The sequence below is a fragment of the Massilia sp. UYP11 genome, assembly GCF_050434805.1.
Classification (GTDB): Bacteria; Pseudomonadota; Gammaproteobacteria; order Burkholderiales; family Burkholderiaceae_D; genus Telluria.
This window is the reverse complement of sequence record NZ_JBNDJE010000007.1, coordinates 100,498-112,865: the sequence shown is the minus strand read 5'-3', so window position 1 is coordinate 112,865 and position 12,368 is coordinate 100,498. Positions and strand designations below refer to the sequence as shown.

Sequence of the window (12,368 nt, the reverse complement as noted above, 5' to 3'; positions counted from 1 at the left end):
TGATTACTTGGCGTTGTTCTGGGCGAACAGCGCGTCGAGCTTCTGTTCATAACGATGGTAGTCGATGCGGTCGTACAGTTCGGCGCGCGTCTGCATGGTGTCGAGCACGTTCTGCTGGGTGCCGTCGCGCCGGATCGCGCTGTACACGTTCTCGGCCGCCTTGTTCATGGCGCGGAAGGCCGACAGCGGATACAGCACCAGGCCGACGCCCGCGCCCTTGAGCTCGTCGACGGTAAACAGCGGAGTCGCGCCGAACTCGGTGATGTTGGCCAGCACCGGCACCTTGACCGCATCCGCGAACCGTTTATACATCTCGAGGCTCGTCATCGCCTCGGGGAAGATCATGTCGGCGCCGGCTTCCACGCAGGCCACGGCGCGCTCGATGGCGGCGTCCAGGCCCTCCACTGCCAGCGCATCGGTGCGCGCCATGATCACGAACTCGTCGTACGGGCGTGCGTCGGCGGCGGCCTTGATGCGGTCGACCATCTCGTCCTTGCTGACGATTTCCTTGCCCGGACGGTGGCCGCAGCGCTTGGCGCCGACCTGGTCTTCGATGTGGCAGGCGGCGGCGCCGGCCTTGGCCAGGGTGCGCACGGTACGCGCGACGTTGAAGGCCGATGCGCCAAACCCCGTGTCGACGTCGACCAGCAGCGGCAGGTCGCACACGTCGGTGATGCGGCGCACGTCGATCAGGACGTCGTCCAGGTTCGAGATCCCGAGATCGGGCAAGCCCAGCGAACCCGCCGCCACGCCGCCGCCCGACAAATAGAGCGCCTTGAAGCCGGCGCGCTTGGCCAGCAAGGCGTGGTTGGCATTGATCGCGCCAACCACTTGCAACGGGGATTCTTCCTGGATTGCCCTGCGAAATGCTGCGCCGGCGGAGATGGAGGCCATGCTGTGTCCTTTCTGGTTCAGTCGATGTCGCCACTAGATATGCAAGCGGCGTGCCAGCGACAACAGGATGGCCATTGACTGAGTTTTTACTGTGAAATCAATGACTTGACCTGCCCATCATGAAGAGAATGGCGGCCGCGCTCCGTGCCGCCTGTGCATTCGTTTCAAATTGAAACGCCGATGTGAAATTGAAACACGGGCCTTCCCGCGCTTGAGCCCCGTAAGCGCACCCATTGATTCCAGCGACCGGGCGCACAATGAAAAAGGCGGCCCGCAGGCCGCCCTCGTTACCTCATGCTGCGCTGCGTTCAGTGTCCCGACGCACCCGCCGCTCCGATACCGGTCTCGGCGCGCACTTCCTGCGCCTCGAAGCCGGCGCGGTCGATGCGGGCACGCGGACCCTTGTCGGTGATCGAGAACAGCCAGATACCGAAGAAGCCCACCGACATCGAGAAGATCGCCGGCGAAGCGTACGGGAAGATCGCTGCGCTATTGCCCAGCACGTCGACCCAGACCGACTTCGACAGCACCGTCAGCACGACCGCGGTCGTCAGGCCCAGGAACCCGCCCACGGTCGCGCCGCGGGTGGTGCAGTCTTTCCACAGCACCGACATGAACAGCACCGGGAAGTTGGCCGAGGCGGCGATCGCGAAGGCCAGCGACACCATGAAGGCGACGTTCTGCTTCTCGAACGCGATGCCGAGCAGCACGGCGATGACGCCGAGGCAGAGGGTGGTGATCTTCGACACCTTCAGCTCGTTGGCGCTGGTTGCCTGGCCCTTCTTGAACACGGTGGCGTACAGGTCGTGCGAGACCGCCGAGGCGCCCGACAGGGTCAGGCCGGCCACCACCGCCAGGATGGTCGCGAAGGCCACGGCCGAGATGAAGCCCAGGAAGACGTCGCCGCCCACGGCTTGCGCCAGGTGGACCGCTGCCATGTTGTTGCCGCCCAGCAGTGCGCCGGCAGCATCCTTGAAGGCCGGGTTGGTGCCCACCAGCACGATCGCGCCGAAGCCGATGATGAAGGTCAGGATGTAGAAGTAGCCGATCCAGGTGGTGGCCCACAGCACCGACTTGCGCGCTTCCTTGGCGCTCGGGACGGTGAAGAAGCGCATCAGGATGTGCGGCAGGCCGGCGGTGCCGAACATCAGCGCCATGCCGAACGAGATCGCGGAAATCGGATCCTTGATGAAGCTGCCCGGGCCCATGATCGCGTCGCCCTTGGCGTGCAGCTCGGTGGCGGTCTGGAACAGCAGCGACGGGCTGAAGTTATAATGGGCCAGCACCGAGAACGCCATGAACGAGGCGCCCGACAGCAGCAGCACGGCCTTGATGATCTGCACCCAGGTGGTGGCGGTCATGCCGCCGAACAGCACGTAGACCATCATCAGCATGCCGACCAGCACCACCGCGATCCAGTAGTCCAGGCCGAACAGCAGCTTGATCAGCTGGCCGGCGCCGACCATCTGCGCGATCAGGTAGAAGGCCACCACGACCAGGGTGCCGGACGCCGCGAACACGCGGATCGGCTTCTGGGCGAAGCGGTACGAGGCCACGTCGGCGAAGGTGTAGCGGCCCAGGTTGCGCAGGCGCTCGGCCATCAGGAAGGTGATGACGGGCCAGCCGACCAGGAAGCCGATCGCATAGATCAGGCCATCGAAGCCGTCCAGGAACACGGCGGCGGAAATGCCCAGGAAGGACGCGGCCGACATGAAGTCGCCCGCGATCGCGAGGCCGTTCTGGAAGCCCGTGATGCCGCCGCCGGCGGTGTAGAAGTCGGATGCCGAGCGGGTCTTGCCGGCGGCCCATTTGGTGATGTACAGGGTGCCCAGCACGAACACGCCGAACATGATGATGGCGGTCCAGTTGGTGGCTTGCTTGACGCCCTGGCCGAGGTCCGGGGCGGCCTGGGCGATGCCGGCGACGGCAAGGAGAGCCAGAGCGGCTGCGGTATGGAAGCGTTTCATCATCATGCACCCACTTTCGCTTTGATGGCGTCGCTCAGTTCGTCGTATTCGCGGTTGGCGCGGCGCACGTAGATGCCGGTGATGACGATGGTGAACACGATGACGAACAGGCCCAGGGGAATGCCCCAGGTCATGACGCCTTCACCGATGCGGGAACCCATGAACTCCTTGTTGAAGGCGACCAGCAGCGTGAAGCCGTAGTACACGATCATCATGGCCCAGGTCAGCGTCCAGCCGAACCGGGAACGGGTTTCTTTGAGCTTGAGGTAATTCGGGTCGCTCTTGACCCTTTGTACGATATCTTGGTCCACTTTTGTCTCCTGATTTTTCTGGTATTGCCTTTTCGGCTGAGACCCATCCTACGGCTGGCCCCTTACCGGATTCTTACGGCATGGAAGTAAATGACCGTTCGCTTTCAGCTCCAGCCGTTTCAAATTGAAACCTGACGCTGAAAATGCACTAAACTTGAAACATGAACGCATCCCGCCCACCGCTCGACGCCGGTGACAAGCCCGTCATCTGGACCGTCTCCGTCTCGCGCCTGTCCGACCTGTTCCGCGACATCACTGTCGAATACGACCATGTGGCTTCGATCGAACCGCTGCACCTTGGTTTCGACGATGCGGCGAAACACATCCGCGAGCGCCTGGCGCTCGAACACTGCGACGTGGTCATCGCGGCCGGCTCGAACGCCGCCTGGCTCAAGGGCCGCGTGTCGGTGCCGGTGGTGGCGGCCAAGGCCAGCGGCTTCGACGTGCTCAAGGCGCTGGCGCGGGCGCGCCGCGTCTCCCACCGGATCGGCGTCATCAGCTACCAGGCGCCGCTGCCGGAACTGGGCGACTTCGCCGCCACCTTCGGCCTGGACCTGGCCCAGCGCACCTACGTGACGCGCGAGGATGCGCGCGCCGCGGTGCACGAGCTCAAGGCCGAGGGCATCGCCGTGATCGTCGGCGCGGGCCTGATCACCGACCTGGCCGAGGAAGCCGGGCTGACCGGCGTGTTCCTGTATTCGGCGGCCTCGATCCGCCAGGCCTTCGACGACGCGCTGGAGCTGGCGCGCCTGACCCGGCTCGAGGCCGGCCGCGGACGGCGCAAGGGAGCGGAACAACGCCCACGGCGCGGCATCAACGACCTGCGCGGCGACGCTCCGGCGATGGAGCGCCTGCGCCAGACCGTGGTGCTGTACGCGCGCTCGCCCAGCACCGTGCTGATCGAGGGCGAGACCGGCAGCGGCAAGGAACTGGTGGCGCAGGCGATCCACCGCGAGAGAGCGCGGCGCGGCGCCGACCGCCCCTTCGTGGCGGTGAACTGCGGCGCGATCGCCGAGTCGCTGCTGGAGTCGGAGCTGTTCGGCCACGAGGAAGGCGCGTTCACCGGCGCGCGCCGCGGCGGCCACGCCGGCCTGTTCGAGGCCGCCAACGGCGGCACCCTGTTCCTGGACGAGATCGGCGAAATGCCGCTGGCCCTGCAGACCCGCCTGCTGCGCGTGCTCGAAGAACGCGAGGTGATGCGGGTCGGCGGCACACGCCCGGTGCCGATCGACCTGCGCGTGATCAGCGCCACCCACTGCGACCTGGAAGCGCGGGTGCGCGAGGGGCGTTTTCGGGCCGACCTGTTCTATCGGCTGGCGGTGCTGCGCCTGCCCTTGCCGCCGCTGCGCGCGCGGGCGCAGGACATCGCGCCGCTGGCCGAATGGTCGCTCAAACACGCGCTGGCCGCGCTCGATGCGCGCCCGCATCCGAACCTGGCGGCCGAGATCGCGGCGTGCGCGCCCCTGCTCTCCTCCTATGCCTGGCCCGGCAATGTGCGCGAGCTGCGCAACCTGATGGAGCGGGTTGCGCTGTTCCTGGCGGCCGAGCCGCTGCAGTCGCTCACGCCCGCTTTCCTGCTGTCGGTGGCGCCCGAGCTGGGGCGCCAGCCGGCGCCGCTCGTCGCCGCCCCGCCGCGCGCGCCTGATGCGCCCGCGCTGCGCGAATCGGCGGCGGCGGTGCTGGCGCGCTTCGGCGGCCAGCGCGACCTGGCCGCGCGGCACCTGGGCATCAGCCGCACGACGCTCTGGCGGCGGCTCAGGTCCGAAGCTCAGTCGATATAACGCAGGCCGGCCTTCTCCAGGGGGCCGCGCATATCGTACATATCCAGGCCCAGCACGCCCGCGGCCAGCCTGGCGCGCTTTTCTTCCTCCAGGCTTTCGCGCTGCTCCGCCACGTGCGCGACACGCCCGGCGTCCTGGCCCGGCACCACCGCCACGCCATCGTCGTCGGCCACGATCACGTCGCCCGGATTGACCAGCGCCCCCGCGCACAGCACGGGAATATTGACCGACCCCAGGGTCGCCTTGATCGTGCCCTTGGCGCTGATGCACTTGCTCCAGACCGGAAAACCCATCTCCTTGAGCACGCGCACGTCGCGCACGCCGGCGTCGATCACCAGGGCGTGCGCCCCGCGCGCCATGAAGCTGGTGGCCAGCAGGTCGCCAAAGTAGCCGTCGCCGCATTCGGCGCTGATCGCCGCAACCACGATGTCGCCGGGCTGGATCTGTTCGGCCACCACATGCATCATCCAGTTGTCGCCAGGGTGCAGCAGCACCGTCACCGCCGAGCCGGACACCTGGGCGCCCGGCCAGATCGGGCGCATATACGGCTTGAGCAGGCCGACACGGCCCATCGCCTCATGCACGGTGGCGCTGCCCAGCTTGCCGAGCAGGTCGATGGTGGCGCGATCGGCGCGCGTGACATGGCGCTTGACCACGCCCAGCTGGTTCATCAATGGAACGGTCATCTCAGTATCCTTTCCGGGTGAGGAAGGCGTCCAGGCGCGGATATACATGGCGCGCGTTGCCCTCGAAAATCTGGAAACGGTCCGCGTCCGACAGGCTTGCCGCCTGCACGTAGCGTTTCGTATCGTCGTAGTAGTGGCCGGTGTCGGGATCGATGCCGCGCACGGCGCCGATCATCTCGGAAGCGAACAGCACGTTCTTTACCGGGATCACCTTGGTCAACAGGTCGATGCCGGGCTGGTGATAGACGCAGGTATCGAAGAAGATGTTGTTCAGCAGGTGTTCTTCGAGCAGCGGTTTCTTCATTTCCTGGGCCAGGCCGCGGAAGCGTCCCCAGTGGTAGGGCACCGCCCCGCCGCCATGCGGGATCAGGAACTTCAGGGTCGGGAAGTCCTTGAACAGGTCGCTGGTCAGGCACTGCATGAAGGCCGTGGTGTCCGCATTCAGGTAGTGCGCGCCGGTGGTATGAAAGCACGCGTTGCAGCTGGTGCTGACGTGGATCATCGCCGGAATGTCGTGCTCCACCATCTTTTCGTAGATCGGATACCAGTGGCGGTCCGATAGCGGCGGCGACGTCCAGTGGCCGCCCGATGGATCGGGATTCAGGTTGATGCCGACCATGCCGTATTGCTTGACGCAGCGCTCCAGCTCGGGAATGCAGGTCTTCGGATCGACACCGGGGGATTGCGGCAGCATCGCGGCGCCGATGAAGTGGTCCGGGTACAGCTGCGACACGCGGTAGCACAACTCGTTGCAGATCGCGGCCCAGGTGGCGCTGGTCTCGAAGTCGCCGACATGGTGGGCCATGAAGCTGGCGCGCGGCGAAAAGATCGTCAGGTCCGAGCCGCGCTCTTTCATCAGACGCAGCTGGTTCGTTTCGATCGACTCGCGCAGCTCGTCGTCGCTGATCTTGAGCTCCGACGCCTTCGGCCCCTGAGCCGGGGCGCCCAGGCTGGCGACCTGGCGCTGGCGCCACTCTTCGAGCGCCTTGGGCGCGGTCGTATAGTGGCCGTGGCAATCGATGACCAACGGCCGCCGTCCTTGATTGTGCAGCATCTTCTATTCTCCTTGTTCGGCGCGGACCAGTACCTCGCCGCGCATGATGGGCCGCGCGGTGCGCAGCAGCGCCGCGCGCGCGACGACTTGCGGATCGTGTTCGTCGAGTTCGAGTTCGACGCTCAATTCTCCGGTCGGATGTTCGACCGAGACGGTCTTGCGGCGCCCGTCCGGCACCTGCGCCAGCCCGGCGCAGACCGATCCGTCCAGGACCGCGGCAGTGGCCACCGTCACCGCGGCCAGCACGCCGATCGCCTCGTGGCACACATGCGGTATGAAGCAACGCGTGGCCAGGCTGCCGCCGGCGGCCGGAGCGGCGACCAGGCACATCTTCGGATAGCTCTTGCTCGTCACGTCGCCCAATCCCATCAGGGGACCGCAGGCCAGCCGCAGCGCCTCGACGCGCGCCCGCAGGGCCACGTTGGCGTCGAGGTCGGCGACCGATTCGTAGCCGCTCGCACCCAGGTCGCAGGCGCGCACCAGCACCATCGGCATGCCGTTGTCGATCAGGGTCGCCTCGATGGTCAGGGGATCGGCGCCGCCGAGCGCGATCGTGTCCTTCACGCGCCCGCTCGGCAGCAGCGCCGGGCATACCGAGCCGGCCGTGTCGAGGAACGCGATCGTGACCGGCGCCGCCGTGCCCGGCACGCCATCGATGCGGGCGGTTCCGCCATACTGCAGGCGCCGGCCCGGGGTGGGTACGGTCACGTCGCACTGCATGCCGGTATTGAGCGTCAGGATGCGCGCCGTCGTGGCGCCATCGGCGGGCGCCAGCAGGCCGCGCTCGAGCGCGAACGGCAGCACGGCGGCGAGCATGTTGCCGCAGTTGGGCGTGACGTCGACCGACTCGGCATCCGGCTGCAACTGGGCGAACAGGAAGTCGAGGTCGACGCCGGGCGTGGCGCTCTTGCGCACGATGCCCACCTTGCTGGTGAGCGGGTGGGCGCCGCCAAGGCCGTCGATCTGGCGGTGGTCGGGCGAGCCCATGGCCGCCAGCAGCACGCGATCGCGCGCCGCCACGTCGGCCGGCAGGTCCGATTCGAGAAAGAACGGACCGCGCGAGGTGCCGCCGCGCATCAGGATGCAGGGCACCGGGACCAGGTCGGATGCGGGCGCGCCGTTCATGCCGACTCCGGCACGCGCCGCGTCTTGAGGAAGTCTTCCAGCGATTCGCCGCGCATGATCGCATACACCTGCAAGTTCGACACCCGCAGCACGCGCGCGAATTTCTCGAGCACGAAGAAGCTGACCCCGTAGCGCACCAGGCCCAGCCAATCCTGCTTGCGCACCAGCGCCCGTTCCTCCGGCGTCAGGTGCGATTCGTCGAAAGCGGCCTCGAGATCGTCGACCACCAGCGCGCGAAACGCCGGCTCGCGATGGCGCCAGAAGAAGCGGTTCAGGTTGACCGCCTTGACGCTGGCGCGCACGTCGAACGGATAGGTGCCGTCGATCTCCTCGATCCCCGCCAGTTGCGCATTCGGCCGCGGCCTGGGCGCGGCCGGCGGCGGGCCGCTCGCTTCGACCTGCTCGTAGATCGTCACCGCCATATTGGTGGTGGTGGCGAGATACTGGTTCTGGTGCACGCAGCGGATTTCGTCGGTCAGCGCGCCGCGCATCGCCAGCCACATGATCACCTCGGCGCTCTCGGCGCCGCCTCGCCTGACCAGCTCGGCATGCGTCAGCGCGGTCATCTCGTGCGGCGCCTCGACGAACAGGCGCAGGAACTCGTCATCCCAGTCGGTGTCGTTGAAGCCGGTGCGCTCGCCGTGGATCTGGTGCGACAGCCCGCCGGTTCCGACCACGACCACCTTCAGGTCGTCCGGGAAGGATTGCACCGCGCGCCGTACCGCCTGCCCCAGCTTGAAGCAGCGCTGCGCGGTCGGCAACGGGTATTGCAGCACATTGATCGCGATCGGCAGGATCGCGCCCGGCCACGCCGGCTCGTGCGGCCACATCAGGCCGAGCGGAGAATTGCAGCCATGGTCGAGGGGGCGGTCCTGGAACACCGCCATGTCGAATTCCTCGTTGACCAGGCAGTCAGTGACGTGCGCCGCCAGGCCCGCATGGCCGCGGATGGACGGCAGCGGACGGCGGCCGGCGCCTTCGTCGGCCATGTCGAACTGGGGCGACACCCCGATCGAGAAGGTCGGATAGCAATCGAAGAAGAAGCTGTTGGCATGGTCGTTGTAGAAGAACAGCAGCACGTCCGGCTTCTTTTCGGCCAGCCATGCCGCTACCGGCTTGTAGCCCTCGAACAGCGGCGCCCAGGCCGGGTCATCCTGGCGCTTGCGGTCATAGGCCAGGCCGATGGTGGGAACGTGCGAGGTGCCGATGCCCCCGATGATGTGTGCCATATGGATTCCTGATGGTGATGGTGATCGTCTTCAGGCGGCTGCCTGATTCTCCGGCGCATCCCGTGTTTCGGCCTCGGCCAGGCGCAGCAGGATCTTGCGCATCGCGATGCCGGGCCGGTCGGGGCCGAAGCTGAGCTCCTCGAACGGCTCCGTCTCGCGCTCGACCACTTCCTGGATCCAGCCCAATGCATCGACGTCTTCCTGGTAGGCCTTCACCGACGATTCGACCAGGAAGCGGTCGGTCTCGGGGTCGTCCAGGTAGGTGTCGCGGCTGTTGAACCACCAGTAGTGGATCGTGCCCTGGGTTTCGGGCGTGTAGACGTGGGTGATCGTGTAGCGGTACTCGATCCGCTCTCCCGCGCGCGGCGCCTTGTTGACGATGCGCGCATGGGCGTAATGCAGCGCCGGACTGGCGAACCAGCCGTCCGAATGGCGGTCGACGATGCGGTCTTTCAGGCGCGCCGGGATGCCGTAGATGTCCGGCGCCGGCGCATCGAGCAGCGCGCGCACCAGGTGCACCCGGTCGCCGTCGACCCGCACGTCCATCGTCGAGCGCGAATACTCGGGGGTGCCGATGCCGGTGCCCGCGTGCAGGATCGGGAAATGCGTCTGGTCGAGCAGGTTTTCGTGCATCGCCACGTAGTTGGTCCGGACGTGGAACCGGCCGTTCACGGTCTTGTACGCCGGGTCGGACAGCCACGGCGTCTCGGGCACCAGGGCCGGATCGGCCCGGTCCGGGTCGCCCAGCCATACCCAGACCAGGGGCGAGCGTTCGACCACCGGGTAGGAGGCGATCCGCACGTGCGATGGCGCGCGCGTGAGCGCCGGCATGAACACGCACTGGCCATCCGGCGTGAAGTTCATGCCATGGTAGCCGCACACCACCCTGTCGCCGTCCAGGCGCCCTTTCGAGAGCGGAAAATTGCGGTGCGGGCAGCGGTCCTGCATGATGACCGGGTCGCCCGCCAGGGTGCGGTACATCAGCACCGTCTTGCCCAGCAGCGTGCGCTGCTTCAGGTCGCGGTTGATTTCCCCGCTCATGCCGGCGACGTACCAGGCGTTCCTGACGAGCGGGGTGGCATGGTCGGCCATCGCCTGGCGCTTGCCTGGGGTTTGCGGTGCTTGCGTGTCATGCGTTGCTTGCGGTGCTTGCGGTGCTTGCGACATGCCGTTCTCCTCGGTTCGTGGTCAGATGACGAGCGCGCCGCGCCGCTGGCTGAATTTCCAGCCGTCCGGCGTCGATACGACCGTATCGTGGAAGGTGCCCGCCACCGGCGCCTTGTTGCTGCCCGCTTCGCCGCGGGTCGCCGCGAACATCAGCATCTTCGAGCGGACCTGCACGACGCCCGCGGCGGATGCCTCCACCAGCACGTCGCTGGTGACGTGGAAGGTGACGACGCTGTCCGGGCGCTTGCGGAAGGCCTCCAGGATCGCCGCGCGGCCCCGGATCGGCTGGTCCGGGCTCGATGGCCGGAACAGGGTCGCGTCCTCGGTGAACAGGTCGGCCAGCTCCTCATAGCGGCGCTCGTCGTTGAGCAGCGCATACAGGGCGATGAGCTCGGCGCAGGCCTGGCGCACCAGCAGTTCTTCAATGGCGTGCATGGTCGTCGCTCCCCGTCGTCGATCCGGCCGGCAGCGCCAGCCATTCGCGCAGCGCCGCCAGCACGGCGGCGGGCTGCTCCATCATCGCCATGTGGCCGCACTCGTCGAGCAGGCGCAGCAGCGGTGGCCGCGGCAGCAGTGCCGCCATCCTTTCGTGGCGTTCGGGCGGGCTCCAGCCGTCCTGGCGGCCGCACAGCACCAGGGTCGGGCAATCGACGCCCTGCAGCACGCCGGTCGCGTCCGGCCGCGACAGCAAGGCGCGGGTCTGGGCCGCGTAGATCGCGCCCGTCATGCGCCCGACCATGTCCAGCACCGGCTGCACCACGGCGGGGTCGTCGCGCCGGTGCGGCGCAAGCATCGGCAAGCCCCAGGTGCGGGCGATGGCCGCCGTCCCCTGCGCGAGCGCCTGCTCGACCAGCACCGCGCGCCGTTCGACCTCGCCCGGGACGGCCGCCTCGTAGCCGGTGTCGAGCAGGGCCAGGCGCTCGACGCGGTGCGGCGCCTGGCGCATCACCTCCAGCGCCACCCGTCCGCCCATCGAATGGCCGGCCAGCGCGAAGCTGGCCGGCGCCCCGGCCAGCACATGGGCGGCCATCGCCGCCAGCGAATCGTGTTGCAGGAAGCTGATCACGCGCACGTCATGGTCGCGCGCCAGTTCACGGGCCTGCGCCTCCCACACGACGTCGTCGCACAGCAGGCCGCACAGCAGGTAGATCGTCTTCATCGCATCCTCACAGGTCCAGCACCAGCAGGCCGGTCTTCGCGCGCGAGCAGCACGGCGTGAACTGGTCGTTGGCGGCTTTTTCTTCGTCGGTGAAATACAGGTCGCGGTGGTCGGGCGTTCCCTCCAGCACGCGCGTGATGCAGGTGCCGCACACGCCCTGCTCGCACGAGATCGGAATGTCGATGCCGTGCTCCAGCAGCGCGTTGCAGACCGATTTTCCCGCCGGGATCACATAGGTCTGGCCGCTGCTGGCCAGCTTCACCTCGAACGCGGCGTCCCCCGACGCGTCCTGCGGCGCGGCGCCGAAGTATTCGAAGTGGATGCGATGCTCGGCCCATCCGGCGCCGCGCGCGCTGCCGGCGACGTGGTCGATGAAGCCCTGCGGACCGCATACATACAGGTGGGTGCCGGCGCCGGCCTGCGCCAGCAGCGCTGCCATGTCGAATTTCTGTCCGGCGGCGCCGGAATCGAAATGCAGGTGCACGCGGTCGCGAAACGGCGCGCCCGCGATGCGATCCAGGAAGGCGGCGCGCTCCGGCGAACGGGCGCAGTAATGCATGGCAAAGCGCGCGCCTGTCTTTGCCAGCCGCTCGGCCATGCACAGGATCGGGGTCACGCCGATGCCCCCGGCAAGCAGCAGGTAGTCGTCCGCGGGGCCCAGCTCGAAGTGATTGCGCGGCGCGCCGATCTGGATGACGTCGCCCTCGCTGAGCCGCTCGTGCGCCGCCTGCGAGCCGCCGCGCGAGGCCGGATCGCGCAGCACCGCGATCCGGTAGCGATGCCGTTCGGCCGGATCGTTGCACAGCGAATACTGGCGCACCAGCCCGTCGGCGATGTGGACGTCGATGTGCGCGCCGGCCGAGAACGGCGGCAGCGCCTGCCCGTCCTCGCTGGCCAGCTCGAAACCGGCGATGTCCTGTGCTTCCTGCGTCTTGCTGACGATTCTGACTGCGATAGTGTTCATGGCGTGACCGTATTTCAAGTAAACAAGGAGG

At 67.4% G+C, this 12,368-nt stretch carries 12 protein-coding genes; 1 reads left to right on the top strand and 11 read right to left on the bottom strand.

Annotation, left to right across the window (positions count from 1 at the left end; translation table 11 throughout):
- Positions 1 to 3: 3 nt before the first annotated feature.
- From prpB to ABIB38_RS12855, 3 genes are all read right to left on the bottom strand, one after another.
- Positions 4 to 894, bottom strand: coding sequence for a methylisocitrate lyase (prpB, locus tag ABIB38_RS12865; RefSeq protein ID WP_429204372.1), 891 nt, complete (start codon positions 892 to 894; stop codon positions 4 to 6).
- Between the two features lie 308 nt (positions 895 to 1,202).
- Positions 1,203 to 2,864: a cation acetate symporter gene (locus ABIB38_RS12860; protein WP_429204452.1), complete on the bottom strand. Its 1,662-nt coding sequence runs from the start codon at positions 2,862 to 2,864 to the stop codon at positions 1,203 to 1,205.
- Positions 2,864 to 3,172 carry a DUF485 domain-containing protein gene (locus tag ABIB38_RS12855; RefSeq protein ID WP_429204370.1) on the bottom strand — a complete coding sequence of 103 codons (309 nt, stop codon included), beginning with the start codon at positions 3,170 to 3,172 and terminating at the stop codon, positions 2,864 to 2,866. The genes ABIB38_RS12860 and ABIB38_RS12855 overlap by 1 nt, the downstream gene beginning before the upstream one ends.
- Positions 3,173 to 3,333: 161 nt before the next feature.
- On the opposite strand from ABIB38_RS12855, the gene prpR reads away from it, so the two are divergent.
- On the top strand, positions 3,334 to 4,953 hold the full coding sequence (gene prpR, locus ABIB38_RS12850) for a propionate catabolism operon regulatory protein PrpR (protein WP_429204369.1): 1,620 nt from the start codon (positions 3,334 to 3,336) through the stop codon (positions 4,951 to 4,953).
- On the opposite strand, the gene ligK is transcribed toward prpR, so the two are convergent.
- From ligK to ABIB38_RS12810, 8 genes are read right to left on the bottom strand one after another with little or no spacing between them, the layout of a single operon-like run.
- The gene (gene ligK / locus ABIB38_RS12845) at positions 4,941 to 5,624 is read right to left on the bottom strand and encodes a 4-carboxy-4-hydroxy-2-oxoadipate aldolase/oxaloacetate decarboxylase (protein WP_429204450.1); all 684 of its coding nucleotides are present in this window, start codon (positions 5,622 to 5,624) and stop codon (positions 4,941 to 4,943) included. The two genes, prpR and ligK, sit on opposite strands and share 13 nt — an antisense overlap.
- Before the next feature lie 16 nt (positions 5,625 to 5,640).
- A complete protein-coding gene (locus tag ABIB38_RS12840; protein WP_429204448.1) occupies positions 5,641 to 6,666 on the bottom strand; it encodes an amidohydrolase family protein in 1,026 nt (341 codons plus the stop codon).
- 30 nt (positions 6,667 to 6,696) lie between these two features.
- Entirely contained in the window at positions 6,697 to 7,818 is a 1,122-nt protein-coding gene (locus tag ABIB38_RS12835; RefSeq protein WP_429204367.1) for a 4-oxalomesaconate tautomerase, read from the bottom strand.
- Positions 7,815 to 9,047 carry a gallate dioxygenase gene (locus tag ABIB38_RS12830; RefSeq protein WP_429204366.1) on the bottom strand — a complete coding sequence of 411 codons (1,233 nt, stop codon included), beginning with the start codon at positions 9,045 to 9,047 and terminating at the stop codon, positions 7,815 to 7,817. Before ABIB38_RS12830 ends, ABIB38_RS12835 begins: the two co-directional genes overlap by 4 nt.
- Positions 9,048 to 9,077: 30 nt before the next feature.
- On the bottom strand, positions 9,078 to 10,214 hold the full coding sequence (locus tag ABIB38_RS12825) for a Rieske 2Fe-2S domain-containing protein (protein WP_429204364.1): 1,137 nt from the start codon (positions 10,212 to 10,214) through the stop codon (positions 9,078 to 9,080).
- Positions 10,215 to 10,235: 21 nt separating this feature from the next.
- Complete coding sequence (locus ABIB38_RS12820) at positions 10,236 to 10,649, bottom strand: nuclear transport factor 2 family protein (protein ID WP_429204362.1); 414 nt, start codon at positions 10,647 to 10,649, stop codon at positions 10,236 to 10,238.
- On the bottom strand, positions 10,636 to 11,373 hold the full coding sequence (locus ABIB38_RS12815; protein WP_429204361.1) for an alpha/beta fold hydrolase: 738 nt from the start codon (positions 11,371 to 11,373) through the stop codon (positions 10,636 to 10,638). The genes ABIB38_RS12820 and ABIB38_RS12815 overlap by 14 nt, the downstream gene beginning before the upstream one ends.
- 7 nt (positions 11,374 to 11,380) lie before the next feature.
- Positions 11,381 to 12,337: a PDR/VanB family oxidoreductase gene (locus ABIB38_RS12810; protein ID WP_429204359.1), complete on the bottom strand. Its 957-nt coding sequence runs from the start codon at positions 12,335 to 12,337 to the stop codon at positions 11,381 to 11,383.
- Between the last annotated feature and the right edge of the window lie 31 nt (positions 12,338 to 12,368).

Coding starts and splice junctions, on each gene's coding strand:
- prpB (WP_429204372.1), bottom strand. CDS start 894: ATGGCCTCCATCTCCGCCGGCGCAGCATTTCGCAGGGCAATCCAGGAA.
- ABIB38_RS12860 (WP_429204452.1), bottom strand. CDS start 2,864: ATGATGAAACGCTTCCATACCGCAGCCGCTCTGGCTCTCCTTGCCGTC.
- prpR (WP_429204369.1), top strand. CDS start 3,334: ATGAACGCATCCCGCCCACCGCTCGACGCCGGTGACAAGCCCGTCATC.
- ligK (WP_429204450.1), bottom strand. CDS start 5,624: ATGAACCAGCTGGGCGTGGTCAAGCGCCATGTCACGCGCGCCGATCGC.
- ABIB38_RS12835 (WP_429204367.1), bottom strand. CDS start 7,818: ATGAACGGCGCGCCCGCATCCGACCTGGTCCCGGTGCCCTGCATCCTG.
- ABIB38_RS12830 (WP_429204366.1), bottom strand. CDS start 9,047: ATGGCACACATCATCGGGGGCATCGGCACCTCGCACGTTCCCACCATC.
- ABIB38_RS12825 (WP_429204364.1), bottom strand. CDS start 10,214: ATGTCGCAAGCACCGCAAGCACCGCAAGCAACGCATGACACGCAAGCA.
- ABIB38_RS12820 (WP_429204362.1), bottom strand. CDS start 10,649: ATGCACGCCATTGAAGAACTGCTGGTGCGCCAGGCCTGCGCCGAGCTC.
- ABIB38_RS12815 (WP_429204361.1), bottom strand. CDS start 11,373: ATGAAGACGATCTACCTGCTGTGCGGCCTGCTGTGCGACGACGTCGTG.
- ABIB38_RS12810 (WP_429204359.1), bottom strand. CDS start 12,337: ATGAACACTATCGCAGTCAGAATCGTCAGCAAGACGCAGGAAGCACAG.